The organism is Saccharopolyspora karakumensis (genome assembly GCF_004349225.1).
Taxonomy (GTDB): Bacteria; Actinomycetota; Actinomycetes; order Mycobacteriales; family Pseudonocardiaceae; genus Saccharopolyspora; species Saccharopolyspora endophytica.
The window spans coordinates 31787-55211 of record NZ_SMLA01000018.1 but is presented as its reverse complement, the minus strand read 5'-3'; the positions used below and the strand labels follow the sequence as shown (position 1 = coordinate 55211).

The 23425-nt window shown below is 70.6% G+C and carries 19 protein-coding genes; 4 read left to right on the top strand and 15 right to left on the bottom strand.

The window, feature by feature from the left end; genetic code table 11:
* Nucleotides 1-3 precede the first annotated feature (3 nt).
* From E1202_RS14455 to E1202_RS14435, 5 genes are all read right to left on the bottom strand, one after another.
* A complete protein-coding gene (locus E1202_RS14455) occupies nt 4-4014 on the bottom strand; it encodes a tetratricopeptide repeat protein (protein ID WP_165943860.1) in 4011 nt (1336 codons plus the stop codon).
* A gap of 192 nt (nt 4015-4206) precedes the next feature.
* Nucleotides 4207-5292: a lysozyme gene (locus E1202_RS14450; protein ID WP_235878369.1), complete on the bottom strand. Its 1086-nt coding sequence runs from the start codon at nt 5290-5292 to the stop codon at nt 4207-4209.
* Nucleotides 5293-5476: 184 nt separating this feature from the next.
* The gene (locus E1202_RS14445) at nt 5477-6973 is read right to left on the bottom strand and encodes a tripartite tricarboxylate transporter permease (RefSeq protein WP_165943859.1); all 1497 of its coding nucleotides are present in this window, start codon (nt 6971-6973) and stop codon (nt 5477-5479) included.
* Complete coding sequence (locus tag E1202_RS14440) at nt 6973-7434, bottom strand: tripartite tricarboxylate transporter TctB family protein (RefSeq protein WP_165943858.1); 462 nt, start codon at nt 7432-7434, stop codon at nt 6973-6975. Before E1202_RS14440 ends, E1202_RS14445 begins: the two co-directional genes overlap by 1 nt.
* Nucleotides 7435-7439: 5 nt before the next feature.
* Nucleotides 7440-8438 (bottom strand): tripartite tricarboxylate transporter substrate binding protein, encoded by a 999-nt coding sequence (locus tag E1202_RS14435; RefSeq protein ID WP_132683569.1) that lies wholly within the window; start codon nt 8436-8438, stop codon nt 7440-7442.
* 227 nt (nt 8439-8665) lie between these two features.
* Here E1202_RS14435 and E1202_RS14430 point away from each other — a divergent pair, with 227 nt between their 5' ends.
* Nucleotides 8666-11071, top strand: a complete 2406-nt coding sequence (locus E1202_RS14430) for a Tex family protein (protein ID WP_132683568.1) — start codon at nt 8666-8668, stop codon at nt 11069-11071.
* Nucleotides 11072-11126: 55 nt separating this feature from the next.
* Here the strand turns inward: E1202_RS14430 and E1202_RS14425 are convergent, their stop codons facing one another.
* The 5 genes from E1202_RS14425 to E1202_RS14405 form a co-directional block, all read right to left on the bottom strand.
* Entirely contained in the window at nt 11127-11321 is a 195-nt protein-coding gene (locus E1202_RS14425; RefSeq protein WP_132683567.1) for a DUF397 domain-containing protein, read from the bottom strand.
* A gap of 226 nt (nt 11322-11547) precedes the next feature.
* Nucleotides 11548-12309 carry a MerR family transcriptional regulator gene (locus tag E1202_RS14420; RefSeq protein WP_132683566.1) on the bottom strand — a complete coding sequence of 254 codons (762 nt, stop codon included), beginning with the start codon at nt 12307-12309 and terminating at the stop codon, nt 11548-11550.
* A 247-nt stretch (nt 12310-12556) separates the two neighbouring features.
* On the bottom strand, nt 12557-14083 hold the full coding sequence (locus tag E1202_RS14415; RefSeq protein ID WP_132683565.1) for a tripartite tricarboxylate transporter permease: 1527 nt from the start codon (nt 14081-14083) through the stop codon (nt 12557-12559).
* A gap of 3 nt (nt 14084-14086) precedes the next feature.
* Complete coding sequence (locus E1202_RS14410) at nt 14087-14623, bottom strand: tripartite tricarboxylate transporter TctB family protein (protein WP_132683564.1); 537 nt, start codon at nt 14621-14623, stop codon at nt 14087-14089.
* The gene (locus tag E1202_RS14405; protein ID WP_132683563.1) at nt 14620-15606 is read right to left on the bottom strand and encodes a Bug family tripartite tricarboxylate transporter substrate binding protein; all 987 of its coding nucleotides are present in this window, start codon (nt 15604-15606) and stop codon (nt 14620-14622) included. Before E1202_RS14405 ends, E1202_RS14410 begins: the two co-directional genes overlap by 4 nt.
* Before the next feature lie 290 nt (nt 15607-15896).
* On the opposite strand from E1202_RS14405, the gene E1202_RS14400 reads away from it, so the two are divergent.
* Together E1202_RS14400 and E1202_RS14395 are read left to right on the top strand one after the other, a co-directional pair.
* Nucleotides 15897-17459, top strand: a complete 1563-nt coding sequence (locus E1202_RS14400; protein ID WP_408006442.1) for a sensor histidine kinase — start codon at nt 15897-15899, stop codon at nt 17457-17459.
* Nucleotides 17456-18139: a response regulator gene (locus E1202_RS14395; RefSeq protein ID WP_132683562.1), complete on the top strand. Its 684-nt coding sequence runs from the start codon at nt 17456-17458 to the stop codon at nt 18137-18139. The genes E1202_RS14400 and E1202_RS14395 overlap by 4 nt, the downstream gene beginning before the upstream one ends.
* Nucleotides 18140-18272: 133 nt before the next feature.
* Here E1202_RS14395 and E1202_RS14390 read toward each other — a convergent pair whose 3' ends face one another.
* From E1202_RS14390 to E1202_RS14370, 5 genes are all read right to left on the bottom strand, one after another.
* Nucleotides 18273-19463: a cytochrome P450 gene (locus tag E1202_RS14390; RefSeq protein ID WP_235878366.1), complete on the bottom strand. Its 1191-nt coding sequence runs from the start codon at nt 19461-19463 to the stop codon at nt 18273-18275.
* A gap of 11 nt (nt 19464-19474) precedes the next feature.
* Nucleotides 19475-20038 carry a GTP-binding protein gene (locus E1202_RS14385; protein ID WP_235878364.1) on the bottom strand — a complete coding sequence of 188 codons (564 nt, stop codon included), beginning with the start codon at nt 20036-20038 and terminating at the stop codon, nt 19475-19477.
* A 10-nt stretch (nt 20039-20048) separates the two neighbouring features.
* Nucleotides 20049-20408, bottom strand: coding sequence for a DUF742 domain-containing protein (locus E1202_RS14380; protein WP_132683559.1), 360 nt, complete (start codon nt 20406-20408; stop codon nt 20049-20051).
* On the bottom strand, nt 20405-20809 hold the full coding sequence (locus E1202_RS14375; protein WP_132683558.1) for a roadblock/LC7 domain-containing protein: 405 nt from the start codon (nt 20807-20809) through the stop codon (nt 20405-20407). Before E1202_RS14375 ends, E1202_RS14380 begins: the two co-directional genes overlap by 4 nt.
* A 67-nt stretch (nt 20810-20876) precedes the next feature.
* A complete protein-coding gene (locus E1202_RS14370) occupies nt 20877-22214 on the bottom strand; it encodes an ATP-binding protein (RefSeq protein WP_132683557.1) in 1338 nt (445 codons plus the stop codon).
* A gap of 385 nt (nt 22215-22599) precedes the next feature.
* On the opposite strand from E1202_RS14370, the gene E1202_RS14365 reads away from it, so the two are divergent.
* A complete protein-coding gene (locus tag E1202_RS14365) occupies nt 22600-23421 on the top strand; it encodes an SAM-dependent methyltransferase (protein WP_132683556.1) in 822 nt (273 codons plus the stop codon).
* Nucleotides 23422-23425 lie beyond the last annotated feature (4 nt).

Below are 23425 nucleotides of genomic sequence, written 5' to 3'. Positions count from 1 at the left end.
TCGCTAGCGGGCTTCGCGGCTGCCCACCGGGGTTTCCGCCGCCAGCAGTTCGTTGAGGCGGTAGTTGGCCTGCGCCGCGAGGTGCTCGCCCGCGCCGAGGACCCGCTCGTAGGCTTGGCGCGCTCCGGCCAGGTCGCCGCGCCGGTGCAGCGCCTCTCCCAGGCTCAGCACCGCCTCCGGCGCCGGCTCCGGGGCGCCGATCTCGACCGCGCAGCGCAGGTAGACCAGCGCCGAGTCCGGGTCGTCGTCGGCCAGCAGCGCCGAACCCGTCTCCTGCGCCCATTCCGCCACGTGGGCTTCGGGCACCACCGCGGTCATCCGCCGCAGCGTGTCGGCGGCCTCCAGGTGGTCGCCGTGGCCGCGCTGCTCGTCGAGGACGACGCGCACGTTGTTCAACGCGTCCTCCCCCAGCTCCGCCTCGGGCACGTGCGTCGCGGCCCTGACGAACGCGTGCACCGCGCCCGGCAGGTCACCGGTCTCGTACCGGATCAGGCCGATGCCGAAATCGCCGCGCGCGGCCAGTTCCGGGTCCTCGCAGTTGCTGATGCGCTCGAAGTGGTGCTGCGCCCCGTCCCGGTCGCCGTCCTCCAGCAGCAGTTCGCCGAGGCGGCTGCGAGCGGAGTCGGAGTGCACCGGAACTCCCAGCGCCACCGCGCGTTCCAGCCACCGCAGGGTCTCGGACCTCTCCTCGGCGCGGTCGGCGAGCAGCAGGTGCGACAGGACCGCGGTGGACGGGTCCTCCGATTCGGCGGCGCGCAGCAGCATCTCCGCTGATTCCGGAGCGGATTCGCCGACGGCGCGGATGCGGCGCTGCAGCGCCATGCCGAAGATCTCCGGCGACTCGGCATCGCGCTCGGTCTCGTCCCAGGTCCGCTTGGCCTCCGCGGCCTCGCCGACCCGGTGCTGCAGGTGGCCCAGCAGCACACCGGCCTCCACCGCCGCGGTCCCGGCTCCTTCGGTCTTGGCGTGACGGGCGACGGCGATCGCGCCGTTGAGGTCGTGCACGCGGATCAGCAGCTGGGCCATGAGCACCCCGGCGCGCGCTATGGCGGCGGGCTCACCGGTGCGGATCGCGCGGCGGTACCAGCTCAGCGCGATGGCGTTCTCGCCCCGCTCGTCGGCGAGCTTGCCCAGCGCTATGTGCGCCTTGGGCAGCGCGGTGCGGTGGCCGTGGTCGGCGACCAGGCGGAAGAAGGCGGGCGCGTCCGAGCCTCCCGCCGCCTGCGACCGGCGGCCGAAGTCCAGGCCCAGTTCGGAGCAGGTGCGCGCGTCCTCGTCGGCGGCGTTGGCGAGGACGCGGGCCGCGGCGGCCAGATCGGTCCAGGCCGCGCACCAGAAGTCGGCGACCGGCTCGGAGCCGTAGTGCTCGGCCACCGCGCTGCGCGCGGCGTCCACCTCGCCCTCGCGCAGCAGCCGGTGCGCGCGCTCCTCAGCGGATTCTTCTTCGCCGGCAGTGGTTTCCGGCTCCGGGAGGGTGGCCCGGATCTCGGTGAGGCGCGCGGCGGCTTCCTCGGACCTGCCGACTCCGGCGGCGGCGACCTCGGCGAGCAGTTCGGCCGCGTGCTCGGGCTTCCCGCCGCCCTGCAGCAGATCGGCCATGCTGACCTTCGCGACCGCGGCTTCCTCCGGGTCCGAGCCGTTGGCCGCCCGGCGCCAGGCGTCCAGCGCGCCGTCGGCGTCACCCTTCTCCTCGCGCATCGCACCGAGGAGGAGCAGGGCGCGCTGCCGCAGTTCGACGTGCCCGGACTCGGCGATCAGCCGCAGCGCCCAGTCGGTGAACTCCGGAACGCCGCGCCGCAGGTAGCAGTGCGCGAGGTCGAGGCACAGCTGGCTGACGGTGAAGTGCGGTTCGTCCTCGTCGGCGAGCCACATGAAGCTCGCGCGCGCCGGTTCGAGCTCCTGGCGCAGCGCGCGCATCGCGAACACCGACGCCGGGGCCACCGTCGACGACGATCCCGCGGCCCGGGTGAACATCTCCAGCGCCAGGTCCAGGCGGTCGTTGTCGACGTGGTGCTCGCCGAGCAGGAACGCCGCGCGCGGCCCGAACTCGGAGTGCCCGCTGGCGGCGGTGCGCTGGTAGAGGTCGATCAGCGCCTCGTGGCGCTCCAGCGTCCGGTAGATCAGCGACAGCTTGCCGAACACGTCGCCGAGGATCGCCGGATGCCTGGTGGCCAGCGCGGTTTCGAACGCGGCGATGGTGCCGTCCGGGTCTCCCTGCTCCATGAGCAGCTCGCCCAGCCTGCTGGCGGCCCACGGCCGCAGCGCGGGGTGGCCCTCGTCGACGACGCGTTGCAGCAACCGGCGGGCCTGCTCCTGGTCGTCGCCGAGCAGCAGGTCCTCGGCCAGCGCGTAGCGCGCGGCGGTGGCGCACAGCTTGTTCGGCGACTCGGCGAGCCGCGTGAGGTCCTCCAGCGGGGTGTCCTCGCCGCGTTCGGCGCGGGCGGCTTCGGCGAGCTCGCGCACCGCCGGTTCCGCACCTGCGAGCAGAGCGTCCACTTCGGACTCGTCGTCGCGCTCCAGGCGGAGCAGCACGGGGAGCGCGCCTCGGGCGGCGGGTTCGTTCAGCAGCGCGTCGATGAACGCGGCGTGCCGCGCGTCCGCACCTGTGCCGGTGGCTGCGAGGCGGCGCAGCAGGTCCCGGGCGCGGCCGGGATCGCCCAGCGCGGCTTCGGCGATGGCCAGCGAAACCTGCGCGCGCGAAGCGTTTTCGGAGCCGCCGTCGACGAGGAGCTGGTAGGCCTCGCGCGCGGCGGTGATGTCACCGGAGGCGGCGGCCTGCCGCGCGCGCCGTTCCAGCTCGGCGGGGTCGACCGGCTCGGCCGGCTCGGGGTCGATCGGCGGGATGACCAGCTGCGCGGTGTCGGCCACGTCCGGCTCTTCGGCGTCCATCATGGACAGCGCCAGCGCGGCTTCGTGCGCGACGGTGGTGTCCTCGGCCTCGGCGGCCAACCGGAACGCCTCCGCCGCGGCTGCCTCGTCTCCCTGGTCGTACCGCAGCACGCCGACGTGGTAGGCGGCGCGCGGCGCCTTGTCCGGGTGCCCGGAGGCCACGACCTTGCCGAACGTCTCGATCGCGGCCTCGACCTCGCCGGTGTCGCGCTGCAGCTCGGCCAGCACGCCCAGCGCCTCCAGGCCGTAGCGCGGGTGACGGCTGTCGATGACGCGTTGCAGCACCTCGCGGGCCTGCGGGATCCGATCCGTCCGGCGCAGTTGCAGGCTCAGCTGGATCAGCGCCCGCAGCCGGACGCTGGGGCGCGGGTCCTGCGCGGCGCGCTCGTAGGCCCGCACGGCTCCGGCCGGGTCATCGAGCGCGACCAGCACACCGCCGCGCAGCACGTGGCCCCAGGCGAGGTGTTCGGGGTGGCCGAGCTCGATGATCTGCTCGGCGAGCCGCCGGGTGACGTCGGTGTCGTCGACGTGCAACGCGTAGAGCTTGCCCGCGCCGAGCGAGCCGTAGTGCGGGTGACCGCTGTCGAGCAGCTTGCGCAGCAGCGGCTCGGCGTCGTGGTCGCGTCCCTGCTCCAGCATCGCCAGCGCGCGCTGGTAGGCGATCTGCAGGAACTCGGTCCCCTCGGTGCGCTCGGGCGGGAGGTTGAGCTGCTGGGCGGCTTCGACGACGGCGGGATCGCCGCAGGACAGCGCGCGGGTGCGGGCCTCGCGGGCGCCGGCGATGTCACCGAGCTGCTGGAGGACCTGGGCAAGCAGGACGTCGGCGCGGCCGGCCTCGTCGGGTTCGGCACCTTCGGTGGCGAAGCGCAGCAGCACCTGGGCGGTGGGCAGTTCCCCGGTGTTGAGCAGCAGGTGCCCGAGGGCGAGGGCGGCGGCCTGGGCGTGCACGGGATGACCGGAGTCGATCACTCGCTGGTAGACGTCGCGGGCGGCGGTGAGGGCGTCGTTCTCGGTGAGGATCGCCCCGAGCATCAGGCCGGCTTGAGCGGCCGCTTCGTAGTCGCCTTCCTCCAGCACGGTGCGTAACGCCTGCGCAGCGGCGTCGTGATCACTGTCGAGCAGCAACTGCCTCGCTCGCGTGACCTCTTGCTCCCACCGTGACATTCCGCCGCGCCCTCCGATCGGGTGATCGCCGAGCACGAGAATATCGCCCTTGGGGCGCGTGCAGACCGGCCGCGGCCACCTTTCCCCCGCACGCGCGAAAGGAGCGGGCCGCCCATGCGATGGACGACCCGCTCCCAGGAACTGCGCTCTCGGTCAGCTGGCGAGCTGCTTGAGGCGCTCGAAGCCTTCCTTGTACTGGTTGATGTCGGTGTTGCCGCTGATTCCGGCGACCTTGCCCTTGTCGGTGTACTGCCAGAAGTCCCAGTCCTGGAAGCCCTTGGGCACCGTGGGGCTGTCGACCTCGTAGGCGGCCAGCCACAGGTCGTGGTCCTTGAAGGTGTCGGTGCTGCCCATGCACTGCTTCCAGAAGGACGGGTTCGCGTAGACGATCGGGTCCTTGCCGGTGCGCTGCTTGACCGTGTCGTTGAACGACTTGGTCCACTGGTGCATCTGGTCGACGCTCTTGCCGTAGCAGCTCCCGCCGTTGGGGTCGACCTCGAGGTCGAGCACCGGAGGCAGGGTCTTGCCGTCGTTCTTGTAGTCGATGATGTCCAGGAAGCGGTTGGCCTGGGTCGCACCGTCGGAGTCGTCAGGCCGCGCGAAGTGGTAGGCACCCGCGATCAGGCCCGCGTCCTTGGCACCGTGGTACTGCTCGGAGTACTTCGGGTTGGTGAAGTCGGTGCCGTCGCTGGCGAGCACGAAGGTGAACTTCTTGTTGTCGGCCGCGACCTTCTTCCAGTCGATGTTCCCGTTGTGGTTGGAAACGTCGATGCCTTCGACCGGCGGGCCCAGCGGGGCGTCCTGCTTGACCTCACCGGACTGCTGAGCCTCGGACTTGGTCTCCGCGCGGGTCTGCGGCGGGTCGGCCTTCTTCTGCTCCGCGGGCTGCGGGGCCGCTTGCGCCATCGGGGCGGCCACTGCGGCCTCTTCGACGTCGCGCCCATCATCACCACCGGCGACGCCGCCGATGATCAGACCGACGATGCCCACGGCGGCGATACCGGCGCCCACCTGCATGGAGCGCTGCCGGGAAGCGTTCTTGACGGACTCGGGGACGTGCGGAGCAACCCTCTCCCGGAGGCGCCGCACGGCGGGTGCGTCCAGCACGCGCTGGAGCAGAGCGTTGTCGGCTCCCTCAGCCTTGGCGTGCCACCCTCGCTCGTTCGCCTCGTGCTTCGGGGTCGAGGCGTGGTCGTTGCTTTCGGGGGATTTGCTGTGGTCGGGGGTCTCGGGTTTCACGAGCCCCACACTCCGCGACGGAGAGTGGTCTGCCATCGAGGTTTATACCTAGACGACTACCTAGTTTCACCCCATCGGGTACTAATGCCACATATTCGGTTACGCACCGTCAGATGCGCCCAGGGCGTGGCGGAATCCTAACCGCAGCACCACGCCGCTCCGGCAGGCCCCCGGGCGCGCTCCGTCACCGGGCACCGCGCGTGACCGCGCGGCGCAGCGGAGCCCCGATCGCGACGAGCAGGGCCAGCACCGCCACGCCCCAGAGCGTGATGGCGATCGGACCCGAGACCAGGATCGACAGGTCGCCCTCCGAGATGGTCAGCGCGCGGCGCAGCTGCTGTTCGGCGATCGGCCCCAAGATCAGGCCGACCACCGCCGGGGCGACCGGGATGCCGGCCTGGCGCATCAGGAGCCCCAGCAGCCCCAGCGCGCACAGGACCACCAGGTCCACCGTCGTGCCACCGGCCGCGTACGTGCCCAGCGCGGCGAAGACCAGCACCCCGGCGTAGATGCCGTAGGCCGGGATCGTCAGCAGCTTCGCCCACATCCGCACCAGCGGGAGGTTGAGCACCAGCAGCATCAGGTTCCCGATGTAGAGGCTGGCGATGAGCGTCCACACCAGCGGCCCGGACTCCTCGAACAGCTCCGGCCCCGGTTGCAGCCCGTAGGACTGGAACGCGGTGAGGATGACCGCCGCCGTCGCCGAGGTCGGCAGCCCGATGGTCAGCAGCGGCACCAGCACGCCCGCCGAGGCGGCGTTGTTGGCCGCCTCCGGCCCGGCCACTCCCTCGATCGCACCGTGCCCGAACTCCTCCGGGTGCTTGGTCAGCCGCTTCTCCACGCTGTAGCTCAAGAACGTCGGAACCTCCGCTCCCCCGGCGGGCAGGCTGCCGATCGGGAAGCCCAGCGCCGTCCCGCGCAGCCACGCCGGCCAGGACCGCCGCAGGTCGGAGCGCGACAGCACGACGCGGTCGCGCAGCGGCTGCACCGTCGAGGAACCGGTCCCGCTGATCAGGTGCCCGAAGGACTCGCTGAGCGCGAACAGCGCGATCACCACGATGACGACGTCGATGCCGTCCAGCAGCGAGTCCACGCCGAAGGTCAGCCGGGGCTGCCCGGTCTGCGAGTCGATGCCCACCAGGCCGACCGCCACCCCGACCAGCAGGCTCGCGACCCCTTTGAGCAGGTCGGGACCGAGCAGCGCGCTGACGGTCACGAACGCCACCGCCATCAGCGCCACGTACTCCGGTGGCCCGAAGCTGGTGGCGAACCCGGCGACCACGGGGGCCACGAACGTCAGCCCGAGCGTGCCGATGGTCCCGGCCACGAAGCTGCCGAGGGCGGCGGTGGCCAACGCGGAGGCGGCGCGTCCGGCGCGCGCCATCTTGTTGCCCTCCAGCGCGGAGACCATCGAAGCGCTCTCACCGGGGGTGTTGAGCAGGATCGAGGTCGTCGACCCGCCGTACATGCCGCCGTAGTAGATCCCGGCGAACAGGATGAGCGCGCTGGAGGCCTCCAGACGGAAGGTGATCGGCAGCAGCAGAGCCACGGTCAGCGCCGGGCCGATGCCGGGCAGCACTCCCACGGCCGTGCCGATGGTCACGCCCACCAGCGCCCACAGCAGGTGGCCCGGGGTGAGGGCGTTGGCGAATCCGTTGAGAAGCAGTCCGATCTGTTCCACTAGAAGCCCCAAGGTCCGCTGGGCAGGCTCAACCCGATGAGCCGGTCGAAGACGAGGAAGACGGCCGCGGCCAGCGCCCACCCGTAGGCGAGCAGCACCCAGCGGCGCGGAGCACCGAGCAGCAGCGCGGCACCCACGAACAGCCCCGCCGCGGTGAGCACGTATCCGGCCAGCGGCAGCAGCAGCGCGAACGCGAGCAGCACCGCGACCAGCGCGACCACCCGCCACCAGGCGCCGGGGAGCTCCGCACGCGCGGCTCCGGGAAGCCGGATCCCGGCCTGCACCAGCAGGCCGATGCCGACCGCGCCGAGCAGCACCGCGACCATCACCGGCATCACGGCCGGTCCCATCGCCGAGTTCTCGTCCGGCAGCCGCATCGAGTCGACGATGATCACCACCGCGCCCAGCAGCATCAGCGCACCGAACAGCCCGGTGGAGAGCGCGGTTCGACGGTCCTGCACGGCCATCACCCCAACCCGATCTTGTCGAGCACGTCGGACACCCGGTCCTGCTCGGCGCGGAGGAAGGTCTCGAACTCCGGGCCGCCGAGGGTCGCGTCGCCCCAGCCCTCTTCGGCCAGCGTCTCGCGCCACTTCGGCGACCGGGTCATCTCCAGCAGCGCCTGCTCCAAAGCCCGTTCCTGCTCAGCGGAAATGCCCTTCGGCGCGACGACTCCGCGCCAGTTGTCCAGCTCCACGTCCAGGCCGCGCTCCTTGAGCGTCGGCACGTCGGGCAGCGTCGGCGCCCGCTGCGCGCTGGAGACCGCCAGGGCCCGCATCTGCCCGGAGGTGATCTGCGGTTCGAGCTCGGAGACGCCGGAGATCGCGACGGTGGCCCGCCCGGACAGCGCGGTGCTGAGCAGTTCACCGCCACCGGAGTGCGCGACGTAGGACAGCTGCGCCGGATCGGCTCCGACGGCCTGCGCGAGCAGGCCGGCGAGGATGTGCTCGGCTCCCCCGGCCGATCCGCCCGCGATGGACACCGCGCGCAGGTCGCCCTGCATCCGGGTGGTGAGGTCCGACAGCGACCGGATCGGCGAATCCTTCGGCACCGCGATGACTTCGGCGTCGGTGGTCAGCCGGATCAGCGGTGTGGTGTCGTCGAGCGAGACCGGTGAGTCGTTGGCCTTGACGGCGCCGACCATGATCAGCCCCGTCACCAGCAGCTGTGCCGGATCGGCCTGGTAGCGGACGAACTGGCTGAGCCCGATCGTCCCGCCCGCGCCGGTGACGTTGTAGACCTCGGTGCGACCGACGCTGTCCTGCAAGGAGCTCTGCATCTCGCGCGCCGTCTGGTCCCAGCCGCCGCCGGGCGCGGCAGGCGCCATCAACCGCAACTGCCGATCGCCGAGCACCTGCGCCACGGGGCTGCCGTGCCGCTGCTCGGCTGGGGCGGTGGCGACCACCGCCCCCGTGAGCAGCACCGCCACCACCCACGGGATCACCTTCGTCGGAGAGTGCCGCATGTTCGCCTCGTTCAACGCCGAGCGGACTGTCGACAACTGTATACAGTCCCGCACTCGCCTGAGACAAGGGTCACAGGATCTCGAAATCGGCACGTCTCAACGGATCGCCGGAGCACCCCGGCCGACCCGACACGCCGAGTCGAGTGGCACGGTTGCGCTGGTGTCCCTTCGGGCACAATGCTCGATCGGATCTGGCGAAGATCGCAGAGAAGGCGGAACCAGGAAACGTGACGACTGTTCATCAGAAGATCGCCGAGGAGCTCGGGGTCCGCGAAGGCCAGGTGGCCTCTGCTGTCGAGTTGCTCGACGGCGGGTCGACCGTGCCCTTCATCGCGCGCTACCGGAAGGAAGTGACCGGGGCGCTCGACGACGCCCAGCTGCGCACGCTCGAAGAACGGCTGCGCTACCTGCGCGAGCTCGAAGAGCGGCGCGCCACGGTGCTGGAGTCGATCCGCTCGCAGGGCAAGCTCAGCGACGAGCTCGAAACCCAGATCAACGCCGCCGATTCCAAGGCGCGGCTGGAGGACATCTACCTCCCCTACAAGCCCAAGCGGCGCACCAAGGCCCAGATCGCCATCGAGGCGGGCCTGGAGCCCCTCGCCGACCAGCTGCTGGCGGACCCGAACAACGACCCGCAGGCCACCGCCGAGGGTTTCGTGGACGCCGACAAGGGCGTCGCCGACCCCCAGGCCGCGCTGGACGGCGCCCGCTCGATCCTCGTGGAGCGCTTCTCCGAGGACGCCGACCTGATCGGTGAGCTGCGCGAGCAGGTCTGGACGCGCGGGCGGGTCGTCTCCAAGGTCCGCGAGGGCAAGGAGGAAGAGGGCGCGAAGTTCGCCGACTACTTCGAGTTCGACGAGCCCTTCACCGCGCTGCCCTCGCACCGCATCCTGGCGCTGTTCCGCGGTGAGAACGAGGACGTGCTGGAGCTCTCGCTGGAGCCCGACGACGGCACGCCCGTCGAGGGCCCGACCTCCTACGAGCTGCGGATCGCCCAGCAGTTCGGCATCTCCGCACAGGGACGCCCGGCCGACAAGTGGCTGTCCGATGTGGTCCGCTGGGCTTGGCGCACGCGGGTCCTGACCCGGCTGAGCGTGGACCTGCGGTTGCGGCTGCGCCAGCACGCCGAGGACGAGGCGGTGCGGGTCTTCGCGGCGAACCTGCGCGACCTGCTGCTGGCCGCCCCGGCCGGTTCCCGCGCCACGATGGGCCTGGACCCGGGCTACCGCACCGGCGTCAAGGTCGCGATCGTCGACGGCACCGGCAAGGTCGTGGCCACCGACACGATCTTCCCGCACCAGCCGCAGCGGCAGTGGGACCAGGCGCTGGCCAAGCTGGCCGCCCTCGCCCAGCAGCACGACGTCGACCTGATCGCCATCGGCAACGGCACTGCTTCGCGCGAGACCGACAAGCTGGCCGTTGAGCTGATCGGCAAGCACCCGGAGCTGGGGCTCAGCAAGGTCTCGGTCTCCGAGGCCGGTGCGTCGGTCTACTCGGCCTCCGCCTACGCCTCGCGGGAGCTGCCGGACATGGACGTGTCGCTGCGCGGCGCGGTCTCGATCGCCCGCCGGTTGCAGGACCCGCTGGCGGAGCTGGTCAAGATCGACCCGAAGTCGATCGGCGTCGGCCAGTACCAGCACGACGTCTCGGAGTCGAAGCTGTCGCGCTCGCTGGACGCGGTGGTCGAGGACTGCGTGAACGCCGTCGGCGTGGACGTCAACACCGCGTCGGCCCCGCTGCTGACCCGGGTCTCCGGCATCAGCGAGACGCTCGCGGAGAACATCGTCGGTCACCGCGACGGCAACGGCCCGTTCCGCAACCGCAAGGCGCTCAAGGACGTCGCCCGGCTGGGGCCGAAGGCGTTCGAGCAGTGCGCCGGCTTCCTGCGGATCCCCGACGGCGACGACCCGCTGGACTCCTCCGCGGTGCACCCCGAGGCGTACCCGGTCGTGCACCGGATCCTGGAGCGCACCCGGAGCGAGATCGACGGGCTGATCGGCAACGCGAAGCTGCTGGGGCAGCTGAGCCCGCAGGACTTCGTGGACGAGCAGTTCGGTCTGCCGACGGTCAGCGACATCCTCTCCGAGCTCGACAAACCGGGCCGCGACCCGCGTCCGGAGTTCAAGACCGCGACGTTCGCCGAGGGCGTGGAGAAGATCGCCGACCTCCAGCAGGGCATGACGCTGGAAGGCGTGGTGACCAACGTCGCCGCGTTCGGCGCGTTCGTGGACGTCGGTGTGCACCAGGACGGTCTGGTGCACGTCTCGGCGATGTCGAAGAACTTCGTCAACGACCCGCACGACGTGGTCAAGTCCGGCGACATCGTCCGCGTGAAGGTCCTCGACGTCGACATCCCGCGCAAGCGGATCTCGCTGACGCTGCGCCTCGACGACGAGCCGGGCAAGGGCGGCAAGCCCGAGCGCGCCGAGCAGGGCGCGCGCAACGGCGGCGGCCGGGGCAACGCCCAGCGCAACGGCGGCGGGAACGGCGGAGGCGGCAACCGCGGCGGTGGCGGTGGCAACCGCAACGGCGGCGGCAAGCAGAACCGCGGTGGCGGAGGCCGTCAGCGCAACGACGCCCCCAGCGGCGCGATGGCAGACGCCCTGCGCAAGGCGGGTTTCGGCAAGAACTGAAGCCGCGATCCCGAAGGGGCCCCTCCGAATCGCTTCGGAGGGGCCCCTTCGCACGTCACCGGTCGAAACGCCCGGCCTTGACCGCCGTCACGAACGATCTCCACTGCTCGGCCGAAGCGGTGAGGGGGTCGTCCTGGCGGTGCGCCGAACTCCGCACGGCAACACCGAATCTCGAAGTACCGACCTCGACGCGGGAACTCACGTTCTGAGACCGCGACGAAGCTCGCCAACCGGCCGGGTTCGCTGTCATGTTCTCGCGCCTTCCAGCTCATCGAGGATCGCGACCAAAATCCGTTGTCTCACACGGACCGATCACCAGTCCAAGAAGGGTAGACGTCGGGTTCCCGCAGATCGCCACTTCCTCGTGGCCGAAGGACGTCGCGGGCCCTCCGGACCGCGCACTGAACCGATCTTGTGACGCAGGATACGTCCACACTGGAGCGGAAAACGGGGAGTGCGAGCGGCATCCGGGCCGCTCAGCTCTTCGCCGCCTCCCGGCTGCCCTCCGGGACGTTGCCCTGGGCCATGACATCGGCCATGCGCTCGCCGACGACGGCCGGGATCAGCCGTTCAGCGGAACGGATCGCCGCCGCCTGCAGCGCGTTGAACACCAGCGGCCGGAGCCGGTCGATGACGTCGCTGTAGAAGGGCGTCGCCTCCTCCACGGTCGTCACGCGCGTCACGACGTGGCTGCGGACCAGGTCGGCGAGGTGGTCGCCGAGCCCGTCGACCTTCTTGAGCATGTCCTCGGCGATCATCAGCGTTTCATCGAGCGGAATGCCGAGGGCCACCATCTCCGCGGCCGCGTCGTAGAGCAGCGGACTCGTGGTGACGAAACCGCGTCCGCGCCGCTCCAGGATCCCCAGGGCGATGACGCGCTTGATCGCGCTCGGGGTGATCTGCGCGCCGAACTTCTTGCGCAGCTCGCCCAGCGTCACCGATCGCGGTTCCTCCACCGCCCAGGTGCGGTCGGCGACGGCCTCCTCCAGACCGAGCACCTCGCCGAGGCTGCGGCCGGACTCCCAGGCGCCGAGCATCTCCTTGATCTGGGCGAACGCGTACCCGCGCTCCAGCATGCTGATGATCAGCTTGAGCCGGGTCAGGTGCGCATCGGAGTAGATCGCCGTGCGCCCCTCCTTGCGCGGCGGCGGCAGGAGATCGCGGTCCTGGTAGACGCGCACGTTGCGCACCGTCGTTCCCGCGGTCCGGGCGAGGTCGTCGATCCGATAGTCCACCACCTCGCACAGTGTAGTAACTCCGCGCAAGGCGCGCCGATGCCCGTGCCCTGCGCACATTCGGCCGCACAGCGGAAAAATACCGCTGCGGCGATCGTGCCTTCCGGGTTGTGCGGCCGGATTGGAGCGAGCACGTTCCCGCGACGGTGACCGCAGCGCTCGATACCGCCTCCCAGCAGCGACATCGCGAAGTGGCCCGGCCGAACGCTCGCGTTCGACCGGGCCACGGAGGAGGTGGCGTCTTCGGGGGTTAGACGTCCACCTTCTCCCCCTCCCGGGGTTCCTCGAGGTTCGCCTCGCGCTTGGGCAGGAGGCGAGCCAGCAACGGCCAGACCAGGATCAGCGCGACGATGCAGTAGACGGTGATCGAGAACGGCGTGTTGACCAGGCCGCTGAGGCTCCCGTCGCTGATCTGCAGCGCCCGCCGCATCTGCTGCTCCGACGTCGGTCCGAGGATCACCGCGATGATCGCGGGCAGGACCGGCAGGCCGTAGCGGCGCATGGCGAAGCCGATCAGGCCGATCACGAACAGCAGCAGCAGGTCCATCGGCTCACCGCCGACCGCGTACGCACCGACGCTGGCGAAGAACAGGATGCCCGCGTACAGGTACGGCCGCGGGATCTGCAGCAGCTTCGCCCAGACAGGTGCCAGCGGCAGGTTCAGCACCAGCAGCAGCACCGAGCCGATGAACATGCTCGCGATCAGCGCCCAGACGAGCTCGGACTCGCGCGCGAACAGCAGCGGACCGGGCTGGATGCCGTACTGCTGGAAGGCCGCCAGCATCACCGCGGCCACCGCCGTGGTCGGCAGGCCCAGCGTCAGCATCGAGACCATGGTGCCCGCCGCCGACGCGCTCGCCGCGGCCTCCGGACCGGCCACGCCCTCGATCGCGCCCTTGCCGAACTCCTCGCGGTGCTTGGACAGCCGCCGTTCGGCCACATAGGACAGGAACGTCGGGATCTCCGCGCCACCGGCCGGAATCGCGCCGAACGGGAACCCGATGAACGGCCCGCGCAGCCACGGCTTCCACGTGCGCCGCACGTCCGAACCGGACAGCAGGGCGCGGCCGACGGGGATCGGCGCGGCGTTGCTGCGGCGCAGGTGCGCGGCGACCCACAGCGACTCACCGATGGCGAACAGGCCGACCGCGACGATGACGACGTCGATGCCGTCGGACAGGTGCAGCAGACCGAAGGTCAGCCGCTGCTGGCCGGTCATCTCGTCCAGGCCGATGATCCCGATCGTCAGACCGATCAGCAGCGACGCGAAACCGCGGATCCGGGACTTGCCCAGCACCGAGGTGATCGCGATGAACGCCAGCACGGTGATCGCCAGGTAGTCCGGCGCACCGATGTCCACCGCCAGCGAGGCCACGGTCGGCGCCAACAGCACCAGCAGGGTCAGCCCGACGATCGCACCGATGAAGTGCCCGACGGCCGCGGTCGCCAGCGCCTGCGCGCCACGACCCTTGCGGGCCATCGGGTTTCCCTCCAGCGCCGCGATCACCGAGAAGCTCTCCCCCGGCGTGTTCAGCAGGATCGACGTCGTCGACCCGCCGAACATGCCGCCGAAGTAGATGCCGGCGAACATGATGAACGCGCTCGTCGGCTCCAGCGCGTAGGTGACGGGCAGCAGCAGCGCCACCGCCATCGCCGGCCCGATGCCGGGCAGGACCCCGATCGCGGTGCCCAGCAGCACGCCGAGCGCCGCCCACACCAGGTTCATCGGGGTCAGCGCGGTGGCGAAACCGTCGAGCAGCAGGTTCAGCGATTCCATCTGTTACAGCACCCCCATCAGCGGGCCGCCGGGCAGGGGGACACCGAGCAGGTTGTTGAACGCGAAGTAGGTCACCACCGACAGCACGGCCGCCAGCAGCGGGTCCCGCACCGCGTTGCGGCTGCCCAGCGCGTACGCGCAGCCCCAGAACAGGATCATCCCGGACAGCGGGAAGCCGATGATGTTGATCAGCACCGCGTTGGCCAGGAACGACGCCGACAGCAGCAGGACGGTCCGCCAGTCGCTGGGCGCCGAGAGGTCCACGTCCTCACCGGTTTCGGACTCGCCGTGCCCGCCCCGCAGCACGTCGCGGGCCAGCAGCACCGAGACGAGCAGCAGCAGGCCGCCGATGAGGAACGGCACGGTCTTGGGCCCGACGGGTCCGCGCTGGGTGAAGTCGGTCGAGATCGACGCGGCGTCGGAGAGCACCAGCACGCCCAGCAGCGCCAGCAGCACGCAGATGCCCAGCTCGGAGTGCTCGCGCAGCCAATTCCGCTTGGAGCCTTCGGTTTCGGGGGTCTTGGTCGCGGTTTCGGTCATGCCAGCCCCAACTCCTTGAGCACCGTGGCCACCCGGTCGTTCTCCTGCGCCAGGAACTCACCGAACTGCGGTCCCGGCTGGTACGCCTCGGTCCAGCCGTTGCGCTGCAGCGCTTCCTTCCACTCGGGGGTCGCGTTGAGGCGCTCGAACAGCGACACGAGCTTGGCGCGGTCGCGCTCGTTCATCCCCGGCGGGGCGACGACGCCGCGCCAGTTGGTGAAGTTGACGTCCACACCGGACTCCAGGAGCGTCGGCGCGTCGACGCCGGGCAGGCGCTCCGGGCCGGTCACCGCCAGCACGCGCAGTTCGCCGGCTTCGATCTGGTCGCGGTACTCGCCGATGCCGGAGACGCCGAAGGCGACCTTGCCGCCGAGCACCGAGGCCAGCAGCTCGCCACCGCCGTCGAAGGGCACGTAGTTGACCTGCTTGGGGTCCAGGCCGATGGCCTTCGCCATGAGCATCGGCGCCAGGTGGTCCGGCCCGCCCGGGGACGAACCGCCGCCGACCGGGACCTCGCCGGGGCGGGCCTTCCAGTCGTCGATGAGCTGGTCGAGGTTCTGGTACTTCGAGTCCTTGCCGACCACGATCACGTCGGATTCCTCGACGAGCTTGGCGATCGGGGTGGTGTCCTGCAACGACACCGGCGAGTGGTTGGTGTAGACGCTGCCGACCACGCCCAACCCCATCGACATGGCGAGCTTGCCGTTGCCGCGCTCGTTGACGACGCGTCCCAGGCCGACGGTGCCGCCGGCGCCGGGGAGGTTGAACACCTCGGTGTTGCTCTGCAAGCCGGCGTCTTCCATCGCCTTGACCGCGGTCCGGGCTGTGATGTCGTACCCGCCGCCGGGCGAGTTGGGCACCAGCACTCGCAGGCCCCGGATCTGTGCTTCGGCGCTGCTGTCACCGCTGGTGCTGATCAGTGGCGGCACCAGGAGCACCAGCAGCACGGCTGCGATGGCAGCCAGCGCGCTGCGTAGCCGCACGGGCAATCCCGCCTCTCCATTGTGGTCGGAACGTGAGCCGGCTCATGCTGCACGCCCGCACGCCGCCGTGTCTCGCTTAGCCACGTAACGACACTTCCGGAACTTCTGTAACCCGGCCGAGTGAAGAACACGAGCATCGAGCAGAACGCGCTGAAATATCCCGCCCACCAGCCCGGCCCTCCCGAACCTTGATCCACTTCCCTCCACGCCCGGAGGAACGGGCGTTTCGGGCAGGTTCTTTGCGGGGGTGGGGTTGCGAGCGGTTAACGTTCCCGGCGAGGAGGTGCGCGGTGTTGCGTGTGCAGGGGAGCTTGTCCCGGCAGCTGCTGAGCTGGCAGTTGCTGATCATCCTCGTGCTGCTCGGCACCGTCGCCGTGTACTCCGTCGCCCAGAGCGACGTCGCGTTCCGGGCCAGCGAGGGGCGCAAGATGCTCTCGGTCGCCGAGGACCTGGCGGCCACCGAGACCGTCCGGGCGAGCCTGGCCGACCCCTACCGGCGGGACGCGCTCCCGATCCTCGCCGAGAGCGCGCGCAGCCTGTCCGGGGCCGATCAGGTGATCATCGCCGACGCCCGGGGCAAGGTGCTGACCTCGCCCGATCCGGGTCAGCGCGGGCAGCCGCTGCCGTTGGGCGAGTCGAGCGTGCTGCGCGGTTCGGCGTGGGTCGGCGAGATCTCGGCGGACGGCACCGACACGCTCGTGGCGCACGTTCCGGTCATCGCCAACGACGCGCGGCTCGTCGGCGTCATCGCCGCCGGCCGCAACACCCCCGACCTGCTGCAGGGACTGCGCGAAGCCCCGGAGAACCCCCTCGCCCTGCTGGCCTTCGCCGCGTTCCTGGGCATCGCCGGGTCGGTGCTGCTGGCCCGGCGGGTCAAGCGCCAGACGCTGGGGCTGGAGCCGCAGGAGATCACCCGGCTCGTCGAGCACCGCGAAGCGCTGCTGCACGGGGTGCGCGAAGGCGTGGTCGGCGTGGACGAGCAGAACCGGATCACGCTGGTCAACGACCAGGCGCTGCGCCTGCTGTCGCTGCCGCAGGACTGCCTCGGCCACGACATCGACTCGCTCGAACTCGGCGACCGCGCCCGCGACGTGCTCACCGGGCGGTCCGACGGCGTGGACCAGATCGTGCTGCGCAAGGGCCGGGTCGTGGTGCTCAACCGGATGCCGATCTCCACCGTCGGCGCGGTGGTGACCATGCGCGACCGCACCGAGCTGGTCGACCTGCAGCGCGAGCTCGCGGTCCACCGCGACACCACCGACACGCTGCGCGCCCAGGCCCACGAGTTCTCCAACCGCCTGCACACCATCTCCGGGCTGGTGGAGCTCGGCGAGTACGACGAGCTGCAGCGCTACGTGCAGCGCATCAGCCACCACAGCGAGCAGTGGCACGCCGAGGTCACCGCCCGCGTGCAGGATCCGGCCACGGCCGCGCTGCTGATCGCCAAGTCGAGCCTGGCCGCGGAGCGCGGCGTGGGGCTGCGGCTCAACGAGGGCGGCTTCCTCGGTGAGATCGACGAGGAGCTGTCGGCCGACGTGGTGACCGTGCTCGGCAACTTCATCGACAACGCACTCGACGCCCTGGAGTCCACCCGCGACGCGTGGATCGAGGTCGAGCTGCGGCAGAGCGACGAGATCACCGTCGTGGTGCGCGATTCCGGTCCGGGCGTGGCACCGGAGATCGTCGAGGAGGTGTTCCGGCACGGCTTCACCACCAAGGCCGCGCGCGGTGGTGAGCGCGGGCTGGGCCTGGCGCTGACCAGGCAGATCTGCCGCAGGCGCGGCGGATCGGTGGAGGTGCACAACGCCGACGGCGCGGTGTTCACCGCGCGGCTGCCGTGGGAGGGAGCATGATCAGAGTTCTGGTGGTCGACGACGACTTCATGGTCGCCAAGGTCCACAGCGGGTACGTCTCGCGGGTGGACGGCTTCGAGGTCGTCGGCGTCGCGCACACCGGGGCCGACGCGGTCGTCGCCGCCGACGAACTGCGCCCGGACCTGGTGCTGCTGGACATCTACCTGCCCGACATCGACGGCATGTCGGTGCTGCGCCAGCTGCGCGGGCGCCCGTCGGCCGACCCGGACGTCATCGTGATCACCGCGGCGCGCGACCTGGACACCGTCCGGGGCGCGATCCACGGCGGCGCGCTGCACTACCTGATCAAGCCGTTCAGCTACGAGGCGCTGCGGGAACGCCTGGAGAGCTTCCGGTCGCTGCACCGCACCCTCGCCGACCTCCCCGGCGACGCGCCCGCCGCCCAGCAGGACGTCGACCGCCTCTTCGGCACCCGCACCCGGAGCGCCACGCCCCCGAAGGGGCTCTCCTCCGAAACGGCGCGCGTGGTCGAGGACATCCTCCGCGAGCGCTCCGCCGGCGGCGGCGACCTCTCCGCGACCGAGTGCGCCGAGGCCACCGAGATCTCCAGGGTCAGCGCCCGCAAGTACCTGGAGCACTTCGTGGAGTCCGGCCGCGCCGAAGTCCGCCTCCGCTACGGAGGAACCGGACGCCCGGAACGCCGCTACCGCTGGGTCTGACACCCCGCCGAGGTCTCCGATTTCAGGGAGATCCGGTCCCAGATATCCCCTGAAACCCGGTACCCGACTTCCACTGAAATCGGGTGTCGGATTTCCTCTGAAATCGGGAACTCCGGTCGGGGACGGGTTTCGTCTAGTGCGGGGAGAAGGTCACGGGGAGGGAGGTGAGGCCTCGCATCAGGACTGAGGGGCGCCAGGTGAGGTCTTCCGGGTGAATGCCCAGGTTCGTGTCCGGGAGGCGGTCGAGGAGGACCCCGATCCCCGTGGTGGTGATGGTCCGGGCGATCTCCTGAGCCGGGTAGGGGCAGCCGTACTCGCCGTGGCTGAACGACAGGTGCGCGTGGTTGCCGGTGGCGCCCTCGTGACCGTGCGGCCGGACCTGCGGATCGGCGTTGGCCGCCGCCAGGCCGAGGACCAGCAGATCTCCCTCCCGGATGGGCTTCCCGCCGAGCTGGACGTCCTGAGTCGCCCAGCGGCCCACGTGGTTCTGGATCGGGGTGTCCTCCCAGAGGACCTCGTTGAGCGCGTGCCCGACGCTGCTGCGCCCACCCGCGAGGTCGACGGCGAAGCGGGGTTCGGTGAGCATCAGGCGCAGCGCGTTGCCCATCCAGTCCGATGTGGTCAGATGCGCCTTGCCGAGGGTGATGAACAGGTCTGCGGCGATCTCGTCCTCGGTGAAGCCGATCGGGTGCTTCACCAGGTGGGACACCAGGTCGCCGGTGGGTCTCGCGCGCCGCTCGCGGACCAGCCGCAGCATCCGGGCGACCGTGCGCTCGTGCGCGCGCACCGCTTCCTCGCCCTCCTGCCCGGACAGCGCGACGTCGTGGGTGAGCATCGGCGCCTCGTCGTCGGCGAGCCCGTAGACCTTGGCCATCGCCAGCAGCGGGATCTGGTGGGTGTACTCCACGACGAGGTCGGCGAAGCCACGACCGGCGAACCGGTCGATCAGCGTGTCGCAAATCCGTTCCACCGCGGCGGAGAGCTCGAACGAGTCCACTGTGTCCAGTGCTTCGCGCACGACGGAGCCGCGCGTGCGGTGCTCCTCGACGTCGGCCAGCAACGCCGACGGCCGAGGTTCGACGTAGGCGCGCAGCGACCAGTTCTCCGGGACGATGTGCCAGCGGTTCCAGCGTCGCGGGTCACGGCCGAACAGCTCGGGGTTGCCCACCACGTAGTGCAGTTCGCGGTAGCCGAGCACGCACCAGGCCGGGACGCCGCCCTCCAGCTGCACGGGCGCCACCGGGCCGTGGTCGCGCCGCAGGTGCCGGTACACCGCGGCCGGATCGTGGTGGAAACGCGCGCCGTAGAAGGGAGTCGTGCTCACGTGCGGGTCCATCACAGGCCCCGGGCCAGCGACATCGCGTGCAGGTGCTCCACCAGTCGCACCAGCACCTCCTTGCTGGACTCCCGGTCCCGGGCGTCGCAGTCGATCATCGGCACCTCGCCGGGCAGGTCCAGCGCGTCGCGCACCTGCTCCAGCCCGTGCTTGGGAACGCCGAAGTTGTTGCGCGCCACCACGAACGGCGTGCCCTGCTCCTCCAGCCGGTCGATGGCGTACCAGCAGTCGGCGATGCGTCGGGAGTCCACCAGCACGACCGCGCCGAGGCATCCGCTGAACAGCTGGTCCCAGATGAACCAGAACCGCTCCTGGCCCGGCGCGCCGAACAGGTACAGCACCATCCGCTCGTTGAGCGTGATGCGGCCGAAGTCGAAGGCCACCGTCGTGGTGGTCTTGGTGCCCACGCCGGCGGTGGAGTCCACGCCGACGCTGGCGGTGGTCATGGTCTCCTCGGTGGTCAGCGGCCGGATCTCGCTGACCGAGCGCACCATGGTGGTCTTGCCGACCGCGAAGCCGCCGATGATGACGATCTTCAATCCGTCGGATGCGGTGCGCCGCAACGGTGTTCGGTCAGATGTTGCGAAGTCCAACGAGCACCTGCTTGAGGAAATCGGGAGTCGGGATCTCCGACGGGTCGCGCCGGGCGGAGGGGTGTCGCGCGGTGATCTTGCCCATCGCGTGGAGATCACCGAGCAGGATGCGCACGACGCTCACCGGGAGGCGGAGCTCGGCGGAGAGCTCGACCACCGAGATCGGTTCGCGGCTGAGCCGCAGGATGGCGGCGTGCTCCGACTGCATGCCCGGGGTCGCCTCGCCCTCGGCGACCACCAGGGTCACCGAGTCGAAGACGTCGTCGGCGGGACGGGTGCGGCCGCCGGTGACGATGTAGAGCCGGTCCGGGTTCTCGTCGTCGAGCAGCCGCCTGGTCATGAGACCTCGACCCGGCTGGGACTCCGCAGGTGCTCGCCGATCTGCTCGACGAGCTCGTTCATGTTGTGGCCGACGATGCCCACATCGGTCTCGTCGGAGGCCAGCACCGCCAGGTGCGCGCCGAACCCGGCCTCGACGATGCACAGGACGCCGCCGTAGAACTCGGTCATGGACTGGCGCACTCCCCCGCTGCCGTCGCCGAACTCCACCGACGCGCCGTAGGACAGGCTCTGGATCCCCGAGGCGATGGCCGAGAGCTGATCGGCCTGGTCGGCGCTCAGACCGGCGGTGTGGCAGAGCTTGAGGCCGTCCTTGGACAGCACCAGCGCGTGTCTGCTGCCGGGGGTGTTCTGCAGCAGGTTCTCCAGCATCCAGTCGAGTTCGCGGGTGTCGATGGTCATCGCGGTTGCGGGACGGCGGGCGGGGTGACCCGCCGTCCCACACCTCCAATCGAGGTCTTCGGGGGCATCATCGGGGTTGTTCGTCCGAAGTGGACGAGTCGTCGCGGCGGGACTTGGAGAACGCGCCGAAGCGCGCACCCGCGTCCGACCGCTTGCCCTCGGCCTGCCTGGCGGCGGGGGCCGAGCGCGCTGAGGCGAGGGTTCGTCCCCGGCGGCGCTTGGGGAGCTCGCCGGGTTCGGTCGATTCGGTCTCGGTGTCGGCGTGGACGTCGAGGGTCGGCTTGGCCGGTTCCTCGGCGGGGGGCTCGGCGTCCTGGCGCGGCTGGGTGATCAGCTTCTGCGGGATCATCACGACCACACCGGTCCCGCCGCGCGCCGAGGCGCGGAAGGACACCGACAGCTCGTGCTTGCGTGCCAGGCATCCGACCACGGCCAGGCCGAGCCGGCTGCCGGAGATCTCGGCGAGGTCCATCGGGGTGTCGGACACCGCCTGCTCCGCGCGGGCCAGCGCGGTGTCGCTCATCGCCAGTCCGCTGTCCTCGACGGTGACGACCACGCCGCTGTGCACCTCCTCGACGTAGACGTGCACCTCCTCGGTGGGCGGCGAGAACTTGGTGGCGTTGTCCATGATCTCGGCCAGCGCGTGCATCACGCCCTCGGCCGCGTAGCCGACGACCGCGACGGTGCTGGTGGAGTGCAACCGGATTCGCTGGTACGAGCTGATCCGGCCCATCGCGCCGCGCAGGACGCCCTCCATCACGATCGGCTTGGTCCAGCGCCTGCCGCTGCGCGCTCCGGTGAGCACCGCGATGCTGTCGGCGAGCCGACCGGCCTGCGCAGTGCTGTGGTCGAGCTTGAGCAGGTCGGCGAGGACGTCGTCGGAGTCGTGCTTGCCCTCCATCTCGCGGAGGTCGGCGAGCATCCCGGTGGCCAGCGCCTGAACCCGCCCTGCCGCGTTGGCGCACGTCGCCAGCGCGGCGGCGCGCATCTTCTCGCTGGTGGCCAGCTCTCTGGTCATGGCCTTGATGACGCGCCGGTGCGGAACGCTGAAGTCCTGCTTGTGCTCCTTGACCGCTTCCTCGGCGGTGGCTCCGGCACGCAGCTGCCGGGCAACGCCGGGCAGGGCCTCACCGGCCAGCCGCACCATGTCGCTGTTCATGCTGGCTGCGGCGAGGCGGTAGTGCCGGGTCATCTGCACGCCGCGCACGGTTCCGGCGACGGCGACCGACAGGGCGAGGACGAGCAGCGCTCCGATCACGGCGACGGAACCCGCGCCTGCGGGGACTTGGAGAACCGCCCAGAGGAGGATCGCGCCGGAGATGATGAGGGTGAGCACGAACGCGACGACAGCCGGAAACCGGTAGGGGAACTCTCCGCGCGGTTGCAGCTGGGTGTCGGTCGACATCAACGGTTCCTCATCGCCGGATGCGGGGTCGGGCTCGCTTTGGGCACGTTGGTACGCGACGCAGATAGTAACGGAGAGCATACAGCCGATGACTCTCTTTTGGGTGATACTTGCCTCACTGTGGCAACCAGCTCCGCATTCGATCTTCATCCGGAGCCGGTACCGCCGGTTAAGCGCGTAGTTCTTTCGGTTTTTTCACAAAAGTGGAGACGCTTTTTCATCGCGTCCGGGAACTCGGTCCTCGCCATTCGCAGATCTTTCGCGCTACTCCATAGAGGTGACGCTGCGTCACTACGCTGCGGATTTTTCACCTGATCAGGGCGGCCGCTGATCACTACGCTACGCATCAGCAAAGTCACTCGCAGACACATTGGCGGACCGACCGATGATCACCAGGACCCTCGACCTGGACCGTCCGAGCGACGCTCGTGTGCACGACTACATGCTCGGCGGCGGCAGCAACTTCGCCGCCGACCGCGCGCTGGCCCGGCGCATCCTCGCCCAGGCGCCCTACGCCAGGCTGGAGGCCCTGGCCGCGCGCAACTGCCTGCGGCGCATGATGCGCACCTGCCTCGACCAGGGCGTCCGGCAGTTCCTGGACCTCGGCTCGGGCATCCCCATCGCCGGCAGCCCGCACGAGATCGCCGCCGAGGCCGACCCCGCCGCGCGGGTGGTCTACGTCGACAACGAGCAGATCGCCGCCACCCAGGGCACGCTGCTGCTCGCCGGGAGCGAAACCGCGGTGATGCTGCACGCCGACGTCCGCGATCCGGAATCCGTCCTGGCCGCCGAGGAGACGCGGCGGCTGCTGGACTTCGACCAGCCGGTGGCCGTGCTCCTGCTCGGCGTGCTGCACCAGTTCGGCGAGCACCACCAGCCGGCCGAGGTGATCCGCCACTACACCGACGCGCTGGCCCCCGGCTCGCTGCTGGCGCTGTCGCACTTCACCGACGAGTTCGCGCCCAAGCCGGCGCACGACATCCTCGCGGTGCTGCCCGACTGCCCGCCGCCGGCCATGCGCGACCGCGCCACCGTGCTGTCCTACCTCGGCGACGCCGAACCGCTGGAGCCCGGAGCGGTGCCGGTCGCCGACTGGCGGCCCGAACCGGGCGACGCCGACCTGCGCTCGCCCGAGCCGCTGAGCTTCGCGCTGCTGGCCCGCACCGCACCCACGCCCCCACCTCACCCGAACAGCTCAGGCATCTAGACTG

What these genes read in the sequence shown, in the direction of transcription:
- E1202_RS14435 (WP_132683569.1), bottom strand. Translation starts at nt 8,438, where the DNA reads ATGCGGCACTCTCCGACGAAGGTGATCCCGTGGGTGGTGGCGGTGCTG.
- E1202_RS14425 (WP_132683567.1), bottom strand. Translation starts at nt 11,321, where the DNA reads ATGACAGCGAACCCGGCCGGTTGGCGAGCTTCGTCGCGGTCTCAGAAC.
- E1202_RS14415 (WP_132683565.1), bottom strand. Translation starts at nt 14,083, where the DNA reads ATGGAATCGCTGAACCTGCTGCTCGACGGTTTCGCCACCGCGCTGACC.
- E1202_RS14410 (WP_132683564.1), bottom strand. Translation starts at nt 14,623, where the DNA reads ATGACCGAAACCGCGACCAAGACCCCCGAAACCGAAGGCTCCAAGCGG.
- E1202_RS14395 (WP_132683562.1), top strand. Translation starts at nt 17,456, where the DNA reads ATGATCAGAGTTCTGGTGGTCGACGACGACTTCATGGTCGCCAAGGTC.
- E1202_RS14380 (WP_132683559.1), bottom strand. Translation starts at nt 20,408, where the DNA reads ATGACCAGGCGGCTGCTCGACGACGAGAACCCGGACCGGCTCTACATC.
- E1202_RS14375 (WP_132683558.1), bottom strand. Translation starts at nt 20,809, where the DNA reads ATGACCATCGACACCCGCGAACTCGACTGGATGCTGGAGAACCTGCTG.
- E1202_RS14370 (WP_132683557.1), bottom strand. Translation starts at nt 22,214, where the DNA reads ATGTCGACCGACACCCAGCTGCAACCGCGCGGAGAGTTCCCCTACCGG.
- E1202_RS14365 (WP_132683556.1), top strand. Translation starts at nt 22,600, where the DNA reads ATGATCACCAGGACCCTCGACCTGGACCGTCCGAGCGACGCTCGTGTG.